Below are 12,884 nucleotides of genomic sequence, written 5' to 3'. Positions count from 1 at the left end.
TAATATTCAAGAACATTCCGTCGACTTCTAGAGAATTTCATGGCCATCGAGCTCGATCAGCATGACCATCGCATCCTGGCGGAATTGCAGGCCGACGCCCGCCTGACCATGGCCGAGCTGGGCCGGCGCGTGCACCTGAGCCAGCCGGCCGTGACCGAGCGAGTGCGCAAGCTGGAGGAAGGCGGCGTCATCCGCGGCTACCGGGCGGTCGTGGACGCCGGCAAGCTCGGCTACGCGATCCGTGCCGTCATCCGCATCGAGAGCATGGACGAGCCGCTGCTGCTGCGCGCGCTGGAATCCAGCCCGGAAGTGCTGACCGCCTATGACGTCACCGGGGAGGACAGCTGGATTTTCGAGATCGCCGTGCGTGACGTCGCCCACTTGAAGGCGGTGCTGTCGCGCTTCTGCCAGCAGGCTCCGACCTCAACGGCCATCATCCTGCGTGCGCTGCGCGAGCATGCGCCGCTCAAGCCCCTGTCGGCGGCCGAGCCCGAGCCCCCGCCGCCACTGGCCGCGGCCAACAAAAAGCCCCGCCGTAGCGGGGCTTGATGAAAGAGGAACCAGGCTCTCAGCGCGCGAGCAAGCCGTTGGCAGCGGCCACATCTTCGGGGCGCAGTTGCCCCGAGGCCTGGCGCAGCCTGAGGCTGTTGACGACGACGTCATAGCGTGCCTTGGCCAGGTCACGCTGGGTCGTGTAGAGCTGGGTCTGGGCGTTCAGAACGTCCAGGTTCACGCGCACACCGACCTTGTAACCCAGTTGGGTGGCTTCCAGAGCCAGCTTGGTGGACGACTCGGCAGCCTCGTAGGCGCCAACCTGGGCCTTCAGCGACTGCACGCCGAAGAAGGCGCGGCGCGTGTCCTCGGCGACCTTGCGACGGGCAAAGTCAAAGTCATTGCGGGCCCTGTCCTCCAGCACCAGGGTTTCCTTGATGCGGTTCTGCGTCGCGCCGCCGGTGTAGAGCGGATAGCTCAAGGTCAGGCCGATGCTGGCGTTCTTGGAGGTGCCGGCTCCGGCCTGCGCAGCTGCAATGCCACCCAGGCTGTTGTGCTGGTTCTGGCCACCCAGGGTGGCGCTGGCGTCCAGCGTCGGCTTTTCGCCAGCCCGGGCGATCTGCGTATCGAGCTGTGCCATTTCCAGGCCCAACCGCGCCTTGCGCACGCCTGGATGCTGGTCATCGGCTGTCGCGACCCAGGTGTCGACGTTGTCGCTGGGCAGGGCCGGCAGGGCGACCGGCACCGCCAGGCTCTTGGGCTCGACGCCGACGCGGCCGACGAACTGGTCCAGCGTGACGCGCGCGACGCGCAGATCGTTGTCGGCTTTCAGCTCCTGAGCCACTGCCAGGTCATAGCGGGCCTGGGCTTCGCGCGTGTCGGTGATCGTGGCGGTGCCAACCTCGAAGTTGCGCTTGGCCGAGGCCAGTTGCTCGGAGATGCCTGCCTTGTTGGCGCGCGACGTCGTCAGCGTGTCCTTGGCGGCCAGCACATCGAAATAGGCCGTGGCCAGCCGGACGATGAGGTCCTGTTCGGCCAGGTCCAGATCGGCCTGAGCGACCGCATAGGCTCGGCGGGCCTTGTCAATGGTCGGAATATTGCTCGCGTTGTAGACGGAATATTTTCCCTGCAGGCCAGCCGTCAATGTCCTCGTATTGAAGCTCGCAGACGAAGGCGGGTCGGTTTGCGCCACGGTGCCCGAACCGGACAGATAGAGCGACGGCCGGATCAGTGCCTCGGCCTGGGCAGCGCGCGCCGCAGCCGCGTCGGCGCTGTTGCGGGTCGCCAGATAAGTCGCGTCATAGCCCCTCGCAGCGTCATAGAGCTCCTGCAGGCTCTGGGCCTGGGCCACGCCGGCGAGCAGGAGGCTGGCGGCGATGGCCAGCGGTTGCAGGATCAGGCGGGGGGCTGTGACGAAGGGCATGGAATTCCTTGACTTGGGCAATGTAGTGAGCGCGGCCGGGTTTATAGAGGCAAAGCCCGCCGGTGACTGAAGCCATGTGACGACCTGCGCCCAAACGGGGAGCAACGGTCGTTTTACGGCGACGGGCTGCATCCGGCCTGGCTTAGAAGCTGAACGCCGGCGCTTCGGCGAAACCCGGCAGGCGCCCGGCCACCGTGTCAAACATCTCGACGGTGCGGAAGTCGCTTGCGCCCGTGCGCGTAACCAGCACGGCGCGCATGACAGGCACCTCGCCGACGATTGCCGCCAGGCGCCCGCCGACCTTGAGCTGGTTCAGCAAGGCCTGGGGCACCGACGCGACCGAGCCGGACAGCAGGATCACGTCGAAGGGTTCCTCAGCCGGCAGCCCCGCGGCGCCGTCCTGGTTCAGCACCGTGGCGTTCAGCACGCCGGCGCGCTTCAGGTTGGCCGCAGCGGCGGCAGCCAGGCCGGCATCGGCCTCCAGCGCAATGACGCGCTGCGCCTTGTGGCCCAGCAGCGCGGCCAGGTGACCCGTGGCGGCGCCGATCTCCAGCACCTTCTCGTGGCGCTGCACCTTGAGTTCCTGCAGCAGCCGGGCCTCCACCTTGGGTGCCAGCATGCGACGCGTGGCTGTGAGCGGCAGCTCGGTGTCGACAAAGGCTTGCAGCCTGTGGGCTTCGGGCACGAAGTCCTCGCGGTGCACCACGCGCAACAGCTCCAGCACGCTGGGGTCGAGCACATCCCAGGGCCGGATCTGCTGCTCGATCATGTTGAAGCGGACTTGTTCGAGGTTCATCTTGTTCTCCGAGGCGCGGTCGACGGCAAAAAGCAAAATTCTAGAGGTCAGCCCGGTGTGGCGAGCAAGCCGTGCAGCAGCAGCGACATCTGGGCGTCCAGCAGCTCCTCAGCACCCATGGTCTGGTGGCAGATGTCGTGCTCGCCGAAGGAATGCTCGTGCAGCAGCATGTGCAGCATGGGTGCGATCAGCATGTGCACCGTGGCTTCGACGGGCACGGCGCGGAACTCGCCGGTGCGGATGCCGCGCTCGATGAGGCCCCCGATCAGCGCCTGGGACGGCCGGATGACCTCCTCCACATAGAAACGCGCCAGCTCGGGGAAGTTGCGCGCCTCGACCATCATGATCTTGCAGACGACACCGGCATTGCCATGGCCGACCTTGGCCCACCAGGCCTGCATCATCTGGCTCAGCAGCTCGGCGATGGAGCCCTGGTACAGCGCCGCCTGGGCCGCCGATTCGGCGATGTGCACGGACAGGTTGTCGCGCACCATGGCCTTGAAGAGCTCGTCCTTGCTGGGGTAGTAGCGGTAGAGCGTGCCCTTGGCCACGCCGGCACGCGCCGCGATTTCCTCGCTGCGCGTGGCGGCGAAGCCCTTCTCGACGAAGAGCGCCAGGGCGGCGTCCAGCAGCTCCTGCGGGCGGGCGTCCTTGCGGCGTTGGCGGGGGGTGGCGGTGGCCAAGATGGCGAAGTTAATGACCGGAGGGTCAGTAATGTAGCCCGCCGGGCCACGCAGCGGCAAGGGCACGCCCTGCCCGCTGGCTACACTGCGCGGCTTTGTTCGCCCCCGGAGCCGTTACGTGGATGTCATCCTGCTGATCAAAGCCGCCGTCATGGGCATCGTCGAGGGACTGACCGAGTTCCTGCCCGTCTCGTCCACGGGCCATCTGATCCTGACCGGCAGCCTGCTGGGCATGACGGATGCCAAGTCCAAGGTCTTCGACATCGCCATCCAGAGCGGCGCCATCCTGGCCGTGCTGATCGTCTACTGGGCGCGCATCCGCGAGGCCCTGGGCGGCATCACCAACAGCGCCAAGCAGCAGCGCTTCGTCGCCAACATCGCCATCGGCTTCCTGCCAGCCGGCCTGGTCGGTCTGACGGTCTACAAGGCCATCAAGGCGCATCTGTTCAACGCGCCCGTCGTCGCCGGCGCCTTCATCGTCGGCGCGCTGATCATCCTGTGGGTGGAAAAACGCGCCCAGCCGGTGGCCCGCGTGCAGAGCGTGGAYGACATGACGGCGCTGGACGCCCTCAAGGTCGGTCTCGTGCAATGCCTGGGCATGATCCCCGGCACCAGCCGCTCGGGCGCCACCATCATTGGCGGCATGCTGCTGGGCCTGTCGCGCAAGGCGGCGACCGACTTCTCCTTTTTCCTGGCCATCCCGACGCTGATCTCCGCCGGCGGCTACAGCCTGTGGAAGGAGCGCCACGCGCTGTCCATGGCCGACGCGCCGATGTTCGCCGTCGGTTTCATCGTCAGCTTCCTGGCCGCCTGGGCCTGCGTGCGCTGGCTGCTGCGCTACGTGGCCACCCACAACTTCGTGCCGTTTGCCTGGTATCGCATCGCCTTCGGCGTCGTCGTGCTGGCAACCTGGCTGACCGGTACGGTTATCTGGGCGGACTGAGATAATTAGGTCATGGCCATCACGATCAAGACCGCAGCCGATGTCGAAGGCATGCGCATCGCCGGGCGCCTGGCGTCCGAAGTGCTCGACATGCTCACGGCGCACGTCAAGCCGGGCGTCACCACCAACGAGCTGGACAAGCTCGCGCACGACCACATCGTCAACGTACAGCAGGGCATCCCGGCGCCGCTGAACTACTGCCCGCCCGGCTACATCCCCTACCCCAAGTCGATCTGCACCTCGGTCAACAGCCAGGTCTGCCACGGCATCCCGAATGACAAGCCGCTGAAGAACGGCGACATCGTCAATATCGACGTCACCGTCATCAAGGACGGCTGGCATGGCGACACCAGCCGCATGTTCGTCGTCGGCGAGGGCTCCATTGCGGCCAAGCGGCTGTGCGCCTTCACCTACGAGGCCATGTGGAAGGGCATCGCCAAGGTCAAGCCCGGCGCGCGCCTGGGCGACATCGGCCACGCCATCCAGACCTTTGCCGAGAACGCCGGCTTCTCCATCGTGCGCGAGTTCTGCGGCCACGGCATCGGCCAAGTCTTCCATGAGGAGCCGCAGGTGCTGCACTATGGCCGCCCCGGCACGTTGGACGAACTCGTGCCCGGCATGATGTTCACCATCGAGCCCATGATCAACGCCGGCCGCCGCGAGATCCGCGAGATGGGCGATGGCTGGACCATCGTCACCAAGGATCGCTCGCTTTCCGCCCAGTGGGAGCACACCATCCTCGTCACCGACACCGGCTACGAGGTCATGACGCTGTCGGCCGGCAGCCCACCGCCGCCCGCCTTCATCACGCAGGCCGCTGCGGCGACCGCGTAAGCCGTGGCCACGCTCGCCGAGCTCCGCCAGCAGTTCAAGGCGGGCAAGCAGACGCTGATCGACGACTTCCTGGCCGCGCGGCCCACGCAGGCCGGCGCCCAGACCCTGCTGCGCCGCCTGGCCCGCCATGTCGACGACGCGCTGCGCGCGCTCTGGGACGGTGCCGGCATGCCCGCGGGCTCCTGTCTTGCGGCCGTCGGCGGCTACGGCCGTGGCGAGCTCTTCCCGCATTCCGACGTCGACGTGCTCGTGCTGCTGCCCGATGGCGTCGAGGCCCATGTGCCCGGCCCGGTCAAGTCGGCCATCGAAGGTTTCATCACGGCCTGCTGGGACCTGGGCCTGGAGATCGGCTCCTCGGTGCGCACGCTGGGAGAATGCCTCAGCGAGTCCGAGGGCGACGTGACCATCCAGACGGCCCTGCTCGAGGCCCGGCCACTGGCCGGAGACGCCAAGCTGTTCAAGCTGATGGCCAAGCGCTTCATGGCGGCCATGGACCCCAAGGCGTTCTTTCGCGCCAAGACCCTGGAGAGCCTGCAGCGCCACACCAAGTTCGACGACACGCCCTACGCGCTGGAGCCCAACTGCAAGGAAAGCCCCGGCGGCCTGCGTGACCTGCAGATGCTGATCTGGATCGCGCGCGCGGCGGGCCTGGGCAAGACCTGGAAGGCCCTCAGCGCACGCGGCCTCATCACGCCCTTCGAGAGCCGCCAGTTGCAGCGCAACGAGGGTCAATTGACGCTGATCCGGGCGCGACTGCATGCGGTCGCCGGCCGGCGCGAGGACCGTCTTGTGTTCGACCTGCAGACCGCCGTCGCGCAAAGCTTCGGCTTCGAGAGCACGGCTTCGCAGCGGGCCTCCGAGGTGCTGATGCGACGCTACTACTGGGCGGCCAAGGCCGTCACGCAGCTGCACCAGATCCTGCTGCTGAACCTGGAGGAGCAGATCAATGGCTCCCAGCAGGGCTTGCTGCGGCCCATCGACGGCCACCCGGACTTCCTGGACCGCGGCCGCATGCTGGAGGTCGCCAGCGACGACCTGTACCAGCGCGACCCGCACGCCATCCTGCGCACCTTCCTGATCTACCAGCAGACGCCGGGCATCAAGGGCCTGTCGGCGCGCACGCTGCGGGCGCTGTACAACGCCCGCGGCCTGATGGACGCAGCCTGGCGCCGCGACCCGGTCAACCGGGCGACCTTCATGACGATGCTGCGCGAGCCCGAGGGCCAGACGCATGCCTTCCGGCTCATGAACCAGACCTCGGTGCTGGGGCGCTACCTGTGGGTGTTCCGCGCCATCGTCGGGCAGATGCAGCACGATCTCTTCCACGTCTACACCGTGGACCAGCACATCCTGATGGTGCTGCGCAATGTGCGGCGCTTCTTCGTGCCGGAGCATGCCCACGAGTACCCGTTCTGCTCGCAACTTGCCGCGCAGTTCGACACGCCCGAGCTGCTCTATATCGCCGCCCTCTTCCACGATGTGGCCAAGGGCCGCGGCGGCGACCACTCGGAGCTCGGCGCCACCGAGGTGAAGCGCTTCTGCCGCCAGCATGGGTTGAACGCGGAGGACACGGCCATGTGCGTCTTCCTCGTCGAGCACCACCTGACGATGTCGCGCGTGGCGCAGAAGGAAGACCTGTCCGACCCCGACGTCATCGCCGCCTTCGCCGCCAAGGTCGGTGACGTGCGTCGCCTGACGGCGCTGTACCTGCTGACTGTCGCCGACATCCGCGGCACCAGCCCCAAGGTCTGGAATGCCTGGAAGGGCAAGCTGCTGGAGGACCTCTACCGCATCACGCTGCGTGCCTTGGGTGGAGCCAAGATCAATCTCGACGCCGAGATCGAGGCACGCAAGGCCGAGGCCCGCCAGGACCTGGCCCTGCACTCCCAGCTTCCCGGTACCGAGGAGCCGCTGTGGAAGACGCTGGCCATCAGCTACTTCGCGCGCCATGAAGGCGCCGAGCTGGCCTGGCACGCGCGTTCGCTGTGGCGCCATGTCGAGACCCAGGTCCCCGTCGTGCGCGCGCGTCCCTCGCCCATCGGCGAGGGCTTGCAGGTCCTGGTCTACGCACCCGACCAGCAGGACCTGTTCGCCCGCATCTGCGGCTATTTCGACGGTGCCGGCTTCAGCATCCTCGATGCCAAGGTGCACACGACACGCAAGGGCTATGCGCTGGACACCTTCCAGGTCATCCGCCCCGAGGCCGACGTGCACCACCGCGACCTCGTGCCGCTGGTGGAGCAGAAGCTCAGCGCGGCGCTGCAGACCGGCGGCCCACTGCCCGAGCCGCGGCGCGGGCGCCTCTCGCGCCGCGTCAAGAGCTTCCCCTACACGCCGCGCATCTCACTGCGCCCGGACGAGCGCGCAACGGCCTGGTTGCTGACGATCTCCACCAGCGACCGCGCCGGCCTGCTCTACGCCATCGCCCGTGTGCTGGCGCGACACGGCATCAACCTGCAGTTGGCCAAGATCTCGACGCTGGGCGAGCGCGTGGAAGACACGTTCTTGCTCGACGGCCCGGCACTCCAGCAGAACAAGGCCCAGCTGCAGATCGAGAGCGAGCTGCTGGACGCGGTGTCGCTGCCGGCCTGACAAGCCCACCCCTACCGGCTTCGCTGCCGTGGCCGCCCAACGCAGCACGGCTTGAGCCGCATCAAGGCAGCCGGCGGCCGAGCACGCCACACTTGGCACCGCCATGCCCAACCGCTACAGCGAAAAGGCCCTGAGGGAGTCCCAGGCCTTCGGCGCCCGTCCCATTCCCGTGCTGCGCCCGCTGGGCTGGCTCGCGCGCGGCTGGCAGGACCTGTGGCAGGCGCCGCTGGCCTCGCTCGCCCACGGCCTGGTCATGGCCGCGTTCGGCGCCCTGCTCTTCGCGCTGGCGCGAGACCGCTTCTGGTTGCTGGCGGGCGCCTTCACCGGCTTCCTCATCGTCGCGCCCATCCTGGCCACCGGCCTGTACGCGCTCAGCCGCGAGCTGGACCGGGGCGGGCAACCCGGCTGGCGCACGGTGCGCGACGCCTGGCGCCCGCGCGACGGCCGGCTCATCGTCTTCGGCGTGCTGCTGGCCTTCGCCGGCACGGGCTGGGTGCTGTGCTCCGCGGCCTTCGTGACCGGCTTTGCCGCCGACCCCATCCACAGCCCGCGCGACTTCCTGCTCAAGGTCGTGATGAACGACGAATCCCGGCTCTTCGAGACCTGGCTCATGCTGGGTGCGGTGCTCGCCGCGCCGGTTTTCGCCTCCACCGTCGTGGCCATCCCGGCGCTGGTAGACCTGCCTCCGCACAAGCTGGGCGTGCTCGGCGCGGTGTTCACGAGCTGGAAGGTCGTGCTGGCGCACCCCGCCCCCATGGCGCTCTGGGCCGCCCTCCTCCTCGCATTGACGCTGCTGGGCATGGCCACCGCGCTGCTGGGCCTGATCCTCGTCGTGCCTTGGCTGGGCCACGCGAGCTGGCACGCCTACCGCGACCTTGTCACCCGCCGGGACTGAACCATGTGGGGCTACACCGAAGCCGAGATCGCGCAGTTCGGCCTGACCTTCGGGGTTGGCGCCTTCATGCTCTACATGGTGTTCATCATCCTGCAGCTGGCGCGCGAGTCCAAGGCGGGTCGCTTCGGCACCTTCGTGCTGCTGCTGGGCCTGGGCTTCGGCCTTGTCGGCTTCGCGGCCAAGGGCGTCATCAAGTACTTCCTGTCCGGAGCCATCGGATGAAGCCGCCCTCTGCGGCAAGCCGCACCTTGAAGCACAGCCATTTCGAGGACGCCCAGGCCCTGCTCACCGGCACGCTGTTCGCCGCGCTGGGCGTGGCCCTGTTCAAGCAGGCCGGCCTGCTCAGTGGCGGCACGGTCGGCATCGCCTTCCTGCTGCACTACGCCTTCGGCTGGTCGTTCGGCCTGCTGTTCTTTGCCATCAACCTGCCGTTCTATGCGCTGGCCTGGCGTCGCATGGGAGCTGCGTTCACGGTGAAGAGCCTGCTGGCCGTCGCGCTGCTGGCGGCGCTCGCCGAGGCCTTGCCCGGCTGGCTGAGCATCAGCCAGCTCAACCCCTGGTTCGGCGCCATCGGCGGCGGGCTGCTCGTGGGCGCGGGGCTGATCATCCTGTTCCGCCACCGGGCGTCCCTCGGTGGGCTCAACGTGCTGGTGCTGTGGCTGCAGGAAACGCGCGGCTGGCGTGCCGGCTATCTGCAGGCCGGCCTGGACACGGCCATCCTGCTCGCCGCCCTGCCCCTGGTGCCGCTGGATCGCATCGGCCTGTCGCTGCTGGGCATGGCGGCCATCAACGCGGCCCTGGCCATCAACCACCGACCCGGCCGCTACGTGGCGACCTGAGCGTCACGCCAGATCACCGGCAAGGCTGGCCAGTGTCTCGGGCGTGATCTGCACGTGTGCGGGGTAGTGGGTGTGATCGCAGCCGAGCTTCACGCTCGCGCCCGCCTTGAGCGCCTGCCGCATGGCCGGTGTCAGCTCGAAGCGCACGAAGTGCACGGCTGAGGTCTTCTCGTCGTTCTCGCGGTCCAGGTCCTCGTCGGCGATGGCATAGACGCGCGGCTGGCCCTCCACCTCGATGAACATCCGGTCCTCCACGCCGATCAGCCGCGCCAGCTCCCGCTTGCGTTCGTTGGGGTCGGGATATTCGATGAGGAGCGTCCCCTTCCAGTTCGTGCCGTCGGGCACCAGCGGCGCATAGGCATCGATCTCACTCTGGATACCCTCTTCCTCGAAGATCTTCTCGATGCGCAGCATCTCCTGGATCTGGTAGCGAATGGTGCGCTCGTCCTCGAACTGCAGGTTCAGGTGCTCGCCCAGCTGCACGCTGCGCAGCCGGCGGTGGGCGACGATTGAACCCTTCTCGGTCTTGCGGAACTTCGCATAGGCCTCCAGCGTCATCAGGCTGTCTTTGGTGATCATGGCAAGCCGTAAGCAGTACGCATCAAGGTCAGTGGGTGAGCCAGGGCCTTGGCCGGCGTGCCGGCCTGCGCCATGCCCTGGGCGATGTGGTGGCCGGCCAGCGCACAGTCGCTGGCGATGAAGTCGGGCTCGTCCTTGGCCATGGCCTTGAACACCGGCTTGCCGATCTTCATCGCGACCGGGTGAGTGGGCGTCTTCACGCCATAGGTGCCCGCATGGCCCGAACAGCGCTCGACGGTGTTGAGCTTGACCTCCACGCTCCGGCCGATCAGCCTGAACATTTCCTCGGTCTTGCGGCCGATCTTCTGCACCCGGCCGTGGCAGGGTACGTGGTATGACACCCTGCCCAGGGCTTGCTTGAAATCGGTCCGCAGCAAGCCGTCCTTGTGGCGGGCGACGAGGTATTCGAACGGGTCCCACATCGCGTCCTGCACGAGCCTCACCGCATCCTCCTCAGGAAACATCAGCGGCAGCTCCTGCTTGAACATCAGCGTGCAACTCGGGATGGCCGACAGGATGGCGAAGCCGTCCTTGGCATAGGGCGCCAGCGTGGCGATGTTGGCCGTCTTGTGCTTCTCCACCGTGGCCAGGTCGCCGAGCTCCAGCTTGGGCATGCCGCAGCAGGCTTCCTTTTCGACGAGGACATAGGGAATGGCGTTGTGCTCCAGCACCTTGAGCAGGTCAAAGCCGATGCCGGGCTCGTTGTAGTTGACGTAGCAGGTCGAGAAGATGGCCACCTTGCCCGGCGTGCGCTCGCCGTTGGTGGCGACTTGCGTCTGCGCCTTGGGCGCGCTCCAGCGAAAGCGCTGCGTCGCCAGCGCCGGCAGCCAGGCATCAGGGTGCACGCCCAACTGCTTGTCCATCAGCTTGCGCGCGAACTTCGTGCGGTTCACGGCGTTGGCAACCTGCACAACGATGGGAATGCCGGCGAACTGGCCGTGCACGTCGGTGGAGGCCAGGAACTTCTCGCCGCCGCCGACCTCGCCCTTGCCGAATTTGATCGCCTTGGCACGCAGCATGGTGTGCGGGAAGTCGACATTCCACGGGTGCGGCGGCACATAGGGGCACTTGGTCATGTAGCAGAGGTCGCACAGATAACACTGGTCGACGACCTTCCAGAAATCCCGCTTGTCCACGCCATCCAACTCGCCGGTCTTGCCCTCGTCGATGAGATCGAACAGCGTCGGGAAGCTCTGGCACAGCGACACGCAGCGCCGGCAGCCGTGGCAGATGTCAAAGATGCGCTCCATCTCGTGGAGGCATGCCGCCTCGTCGTTGAACTCGGCGCTCTTCCAGTCGAGGGCGTGGCGAGTCGGCGCCTCGAGATTGCCTTCCCTGATGCTCATCGCGGCTCCTGGCCAAAAGGAAGGCGGCCGCTGGATTCAGCGGCCGCTCGATGGACCGCTCAGTCCACCAGTGCGTCCAACGCCTTCTGATACCGGTTGGCATGGGACCGCTCGGCCTTGGCGAGCGTCTCGAACCAGTCGGCGATCTCGTCGAAGCCCTCGTCGCGCGCTGTTCGGGCCATGCCTGGGTACATGTCGGTGTACTCGTGTGTTTCACCGGCGACGGCGGCCGCCAGGTTCTGGCGGCTGCTGCCAATCGGCAGCCCGGTGGCGGGGTCGCCCACGGCCTCCAGGAACTCGAGATGGCCATGGGCATGGCCCGTCTCGCCTTCGGCCGTCGAGCGGAACAATGCCGCCACGTCGTTCTGCCCTTCGATGTCCGCCTTGTTGGCGAAGTAGAGGTAGCGGCGGTTGGCCTGGGATTCGCCGGCAAAGGCGTCCTTCAGGTGCTGCTCGGTCTTGGAACCTTTCAAGCTCATCGCAGTCTCCGTGGGGTGGGAGACGGCGACGCTACTCCTGTGCGGCCACGCCCAGCCAATGGATAGCTTCAATGCACCTCATAGCAGGCCGCTATACCAGCGCAAACCGAGCAGCTGGCGCGCGAGTTGATGGGAGCGCCCCTGCGGGTCGGCCAGGTCGTGCAGCACGGTGAAATGGTTGCAACCTGGCAACTCTTCGCAGACCGGTACTGCGCGTGCGCCCCAGGCTCGGCGGATCAGCTGGTTCTGGCGCCGGTACTCCTCACTCTCCAGGGCACCGACGACGGCGAACAGCGTCTGCGGCGAGCGCGGCGGCGGAAAGTGGATGGGGCTCAGCCGGCGCACGCTGGCCGCATCCAGCTGAAGATCGGTCTGCAGAAAGGGCACGCGGCGCAGCGGCGCCAGGTCGTGCAGGCCCGACACCGACATTGCGCCCTGCACGAGGCGCCGTGGCAGATCCTTGCCGACACGCTTCCAGTCGCAGCAGCTCAGCATCGCCGCCAGATGACCACCGGCCGAATGGCCGACGAGGACGATGCGGCTGGGGTCGCCGCCATGCTCTGCCGCGTGCCGCCAGGCCCACGCCACGGCTGAAGTGAGCTGCATCGCGATGCGCTCGATGCCGACGCCAGGGCAGAGGTCGTAGTTCGGCACGACGACGAGGGCTCCTTCGTCCGTGAAGCCTGCGGCCAGGAAGGAATAGTCCGACTTGTCCAGGGACCGCCAGTAGCCGCCATGGATGACGACGAGAACCGGCGCGAAACCGCCGGCAAACGCCGGGTCGGGCGTGAAGACGTCCAGCGTCTGCTTGGGATCAGGCCCGTAGCGCAGATCCAGATGGCAGCTGGAGCGCTCGCGCACCAGCGCGGACGCCTGGGCCCAKCGCCCGAGGATGTCGGCACTGTCGGTCACACGCTGGCGGTTGTTGTACTGGGCCTCGAACCAGGCCGTCGGCTTGCGGGGCGTCATGGGCGAAGACGATA

General features: G+C 67.2%; 14 protein-coding genes. 7 read left to right on the top strand and 7 right to left on the bottom strand.

Annotation, left to right across the window (positions count from 1 at the left end; genetic code table 11):
• Positions 1-39: 39 nt before the first annotated feature.
• Positions 40-549, top strand: coding sequence for an Lrp/AsnC family transcriptional regulator (locus ACXJKJ_RS20120; RefSeq protein ID WP_457391846.1), 510 nt, complete (start codon positions 40-42; stop codon positions 547-549).
• A 19-nt stretch (positions 550-568) separates the two neighbouring features.
• On the opposite strand, the gene ACXJKJ_RS20115 is transcribed toward ACXJKJ_RS20120, so the two are convergent.
• The 3 genes from ACXJKJ_RS20115 to ACXJKJ_RS20105 all read right to left on the bottom strand — a co-directional run bounded on the left by ACXJKJ_RS20115 (position 569) and on the right by ACXJKJ_RS20105 (position 3,394).
• Positions 569-1,915, bottom strand: coding sequence for a TolC family outer membrane protein (locus ACXJKJ_RS20115; RefSeq protein ID WP_056193398.1), 1,347 nt, complete (start codon positions 1,913-1,915; stop codon positions 569-571).
• A 142-nt stretch (positions 1,916-2,057) separates the two neighbouring features.
• Entirely contained in the window at positions 2,058-2,711 is a 654-nt protein-coding gene (locus ACXJKJ_RS20110) for a protein-L-isoaspartate O-methyltransferase family protein (protein ID WP_457391845.1), read from the bottom strand.
• 47 nt (positions 2,712-2,758) lie between these two features.
• The gene (locus ACXJKJ_RS20105) at positions 2,759-3,394 is read right to left on the bottom strand and encodes a TetR/AcrR family transcriptional regulator (RefSeq protein ID WP_235531847.1); all 636 of its coding nucleotides are present in this window, start codon (positions 3,392-3,394) and stop codon (positions 2,759-2,761) included.
• Positions 3,395-3,512: 118 nt separating this feature from the next.
• Between ACXJKJ_RS20105 and ACXJKJ_RS20100 the strand changes: the two genes are divergently transcribed.
• The 6 genes from ACXJKJ_RS20100 (at position 3,513) to ACXJKJ_RS20075 (ending at position 9,497) form a co-directional block, all read left to right on the top strand.
• On the top strand, positions 3,513-4,337 hold the full coding sequence (locus tag ACXJKJ_RS20100; RefSeq protein ID WP_056193396.1) for an undecaprenyl-diphosphate phosphatase: 825 nt from the start codon (positions 3,513-3,515) through the stop codon (positions 4,335-4,337).
• 12 nt (positions 4,338-4,349) lie between these two features.
• Positions 4,350-5,171, top strand: coding sequence for a type I methionyl aminopeptidase (gene map, locus ACXJKJ_RS20095; protein WP_056193392.1), 822 nt, complete (start codon positions 4,350-4,352; stop codon positions 5,169-5,171).
• Between the two features lie 3 nt (positions 5,172-5,174).
• A complete protein-coding gene (locus ACXJKJ_RS20090) occupies positions 5,175-7,763 on the top strand; it encodes a [protein-PII] uridylyltransferase (protein WP_457324079.1) in 2,589 nt (862 codons plus the stop codon).
• Between the two features lie 103 nt (positions 7,764-7,866).
• The gene (locus ACXJKJ_RS20085) at positions 7,867-8,658 is read left to right on the top strand and encodes a DUF2189 domain-containing protein (protein ID WP_457391844.1); all 792 of its coding nucleotides are present in this window, start codon (positions 7,867-7,869) and stop codon (positions 8,656-8,658) included.
• A gap of 3 nt (positions 8,659-8,661) precedes the next feature.
• Positions 8,662-8,880 (top strand): DUF2788 domain-containing protein, encoded by a 219-nt coding sequence (locus ACXJKJ_RS20080; RefSeq protein ID WP_056193383.1) that lies wholly within the window; start codon positions 8,662-8,664, stop codon positions 8,878-8,880.
• Positions 8,877-9,497 (top strand): YitT family protein, encoded by a 621-nt coding sequence (locus ACXJKJ_RS20075; protein ID WP_457353234.1) that lies wholly within the window; start codon positions 8,877-8,879, stop codon positions 9,495-9,497. Before ACXJKJ_RS20080 ends, ACXJKJ_RS20075 begins: the two co-directional genes overlap by 4 nt.
• A gap of 3 nt (positions 9,498-9,500) precedes the next feature.
• Here ACXJKJ_RS20075 and ACXJKJ_RS20070 read toward each other — a convergent pair whose 3' ends face one another.
• The 4 genes from ACXJKJ_RS20070 to ACXJKJ_RS20055 form a co-directional block, all read right to left on the bottom strand.
• Positions 9,501-10,076, bottom strand: a complete 576-nt coding sequence (locus ACXJKJ_RS20070) for a DUF3501 family protein (protein WP_457323617.1) — start codon at positions 10,074-10,076, stop codon at positions 9,501-9,503.
• Positions 10,073-11,422, bottom strand: coding sequence for a heterodisulfide reductase-related iron-sulfur binding cluster (locus ACXJKJ_RS20065; protein WP_457391843.1), 1,350 nt, complete (start codon positions 11,420-11,422; stop codon positions 10,073-10,075). The genes ACXJKJ_RS20070 and ACXJKJ_RS20065 overlap by 4 nt, the downstream gene beginning before the upstream one ends.
• 59 nt (positions 11,423-11,481) lie before the next feature.
• A complete protein-coding gene (locus ACXJKJ_RS20060) occupies positions 11,482-11,901 on the bottom strand; it encodes a rubrerythrin family protein (RefSeq protein WP_056193371.1) in 420 nt (139 codons plus the stop codon).
• A gap of 78 nt (positions 11,902-11,979) precedes the next feature.
• Positions 11,980-12,870 carry an alpha/beta hydrolase gene (locus ACXJKJ_RS20055; RefSeq protein WP_457391842.1) on the bottom strand — a complete coding sequence of 297 codons (891 nt, stop codon included), beginning with the start codon at positions 12,868-12,870 and terminating at the stop codon, positions 11,980-11,982.
• Positions 12,871-12,884: the final 14 nt, after the last annotated feature.

The organism is Roseateles sp. P5_E1, assembly GCF_054049335.1.
The sequence above is the reverse complement of the archived record's forward strand: the minus strand, read 5'-3'. Positions and strand labels throughout refer to the sequence as shown.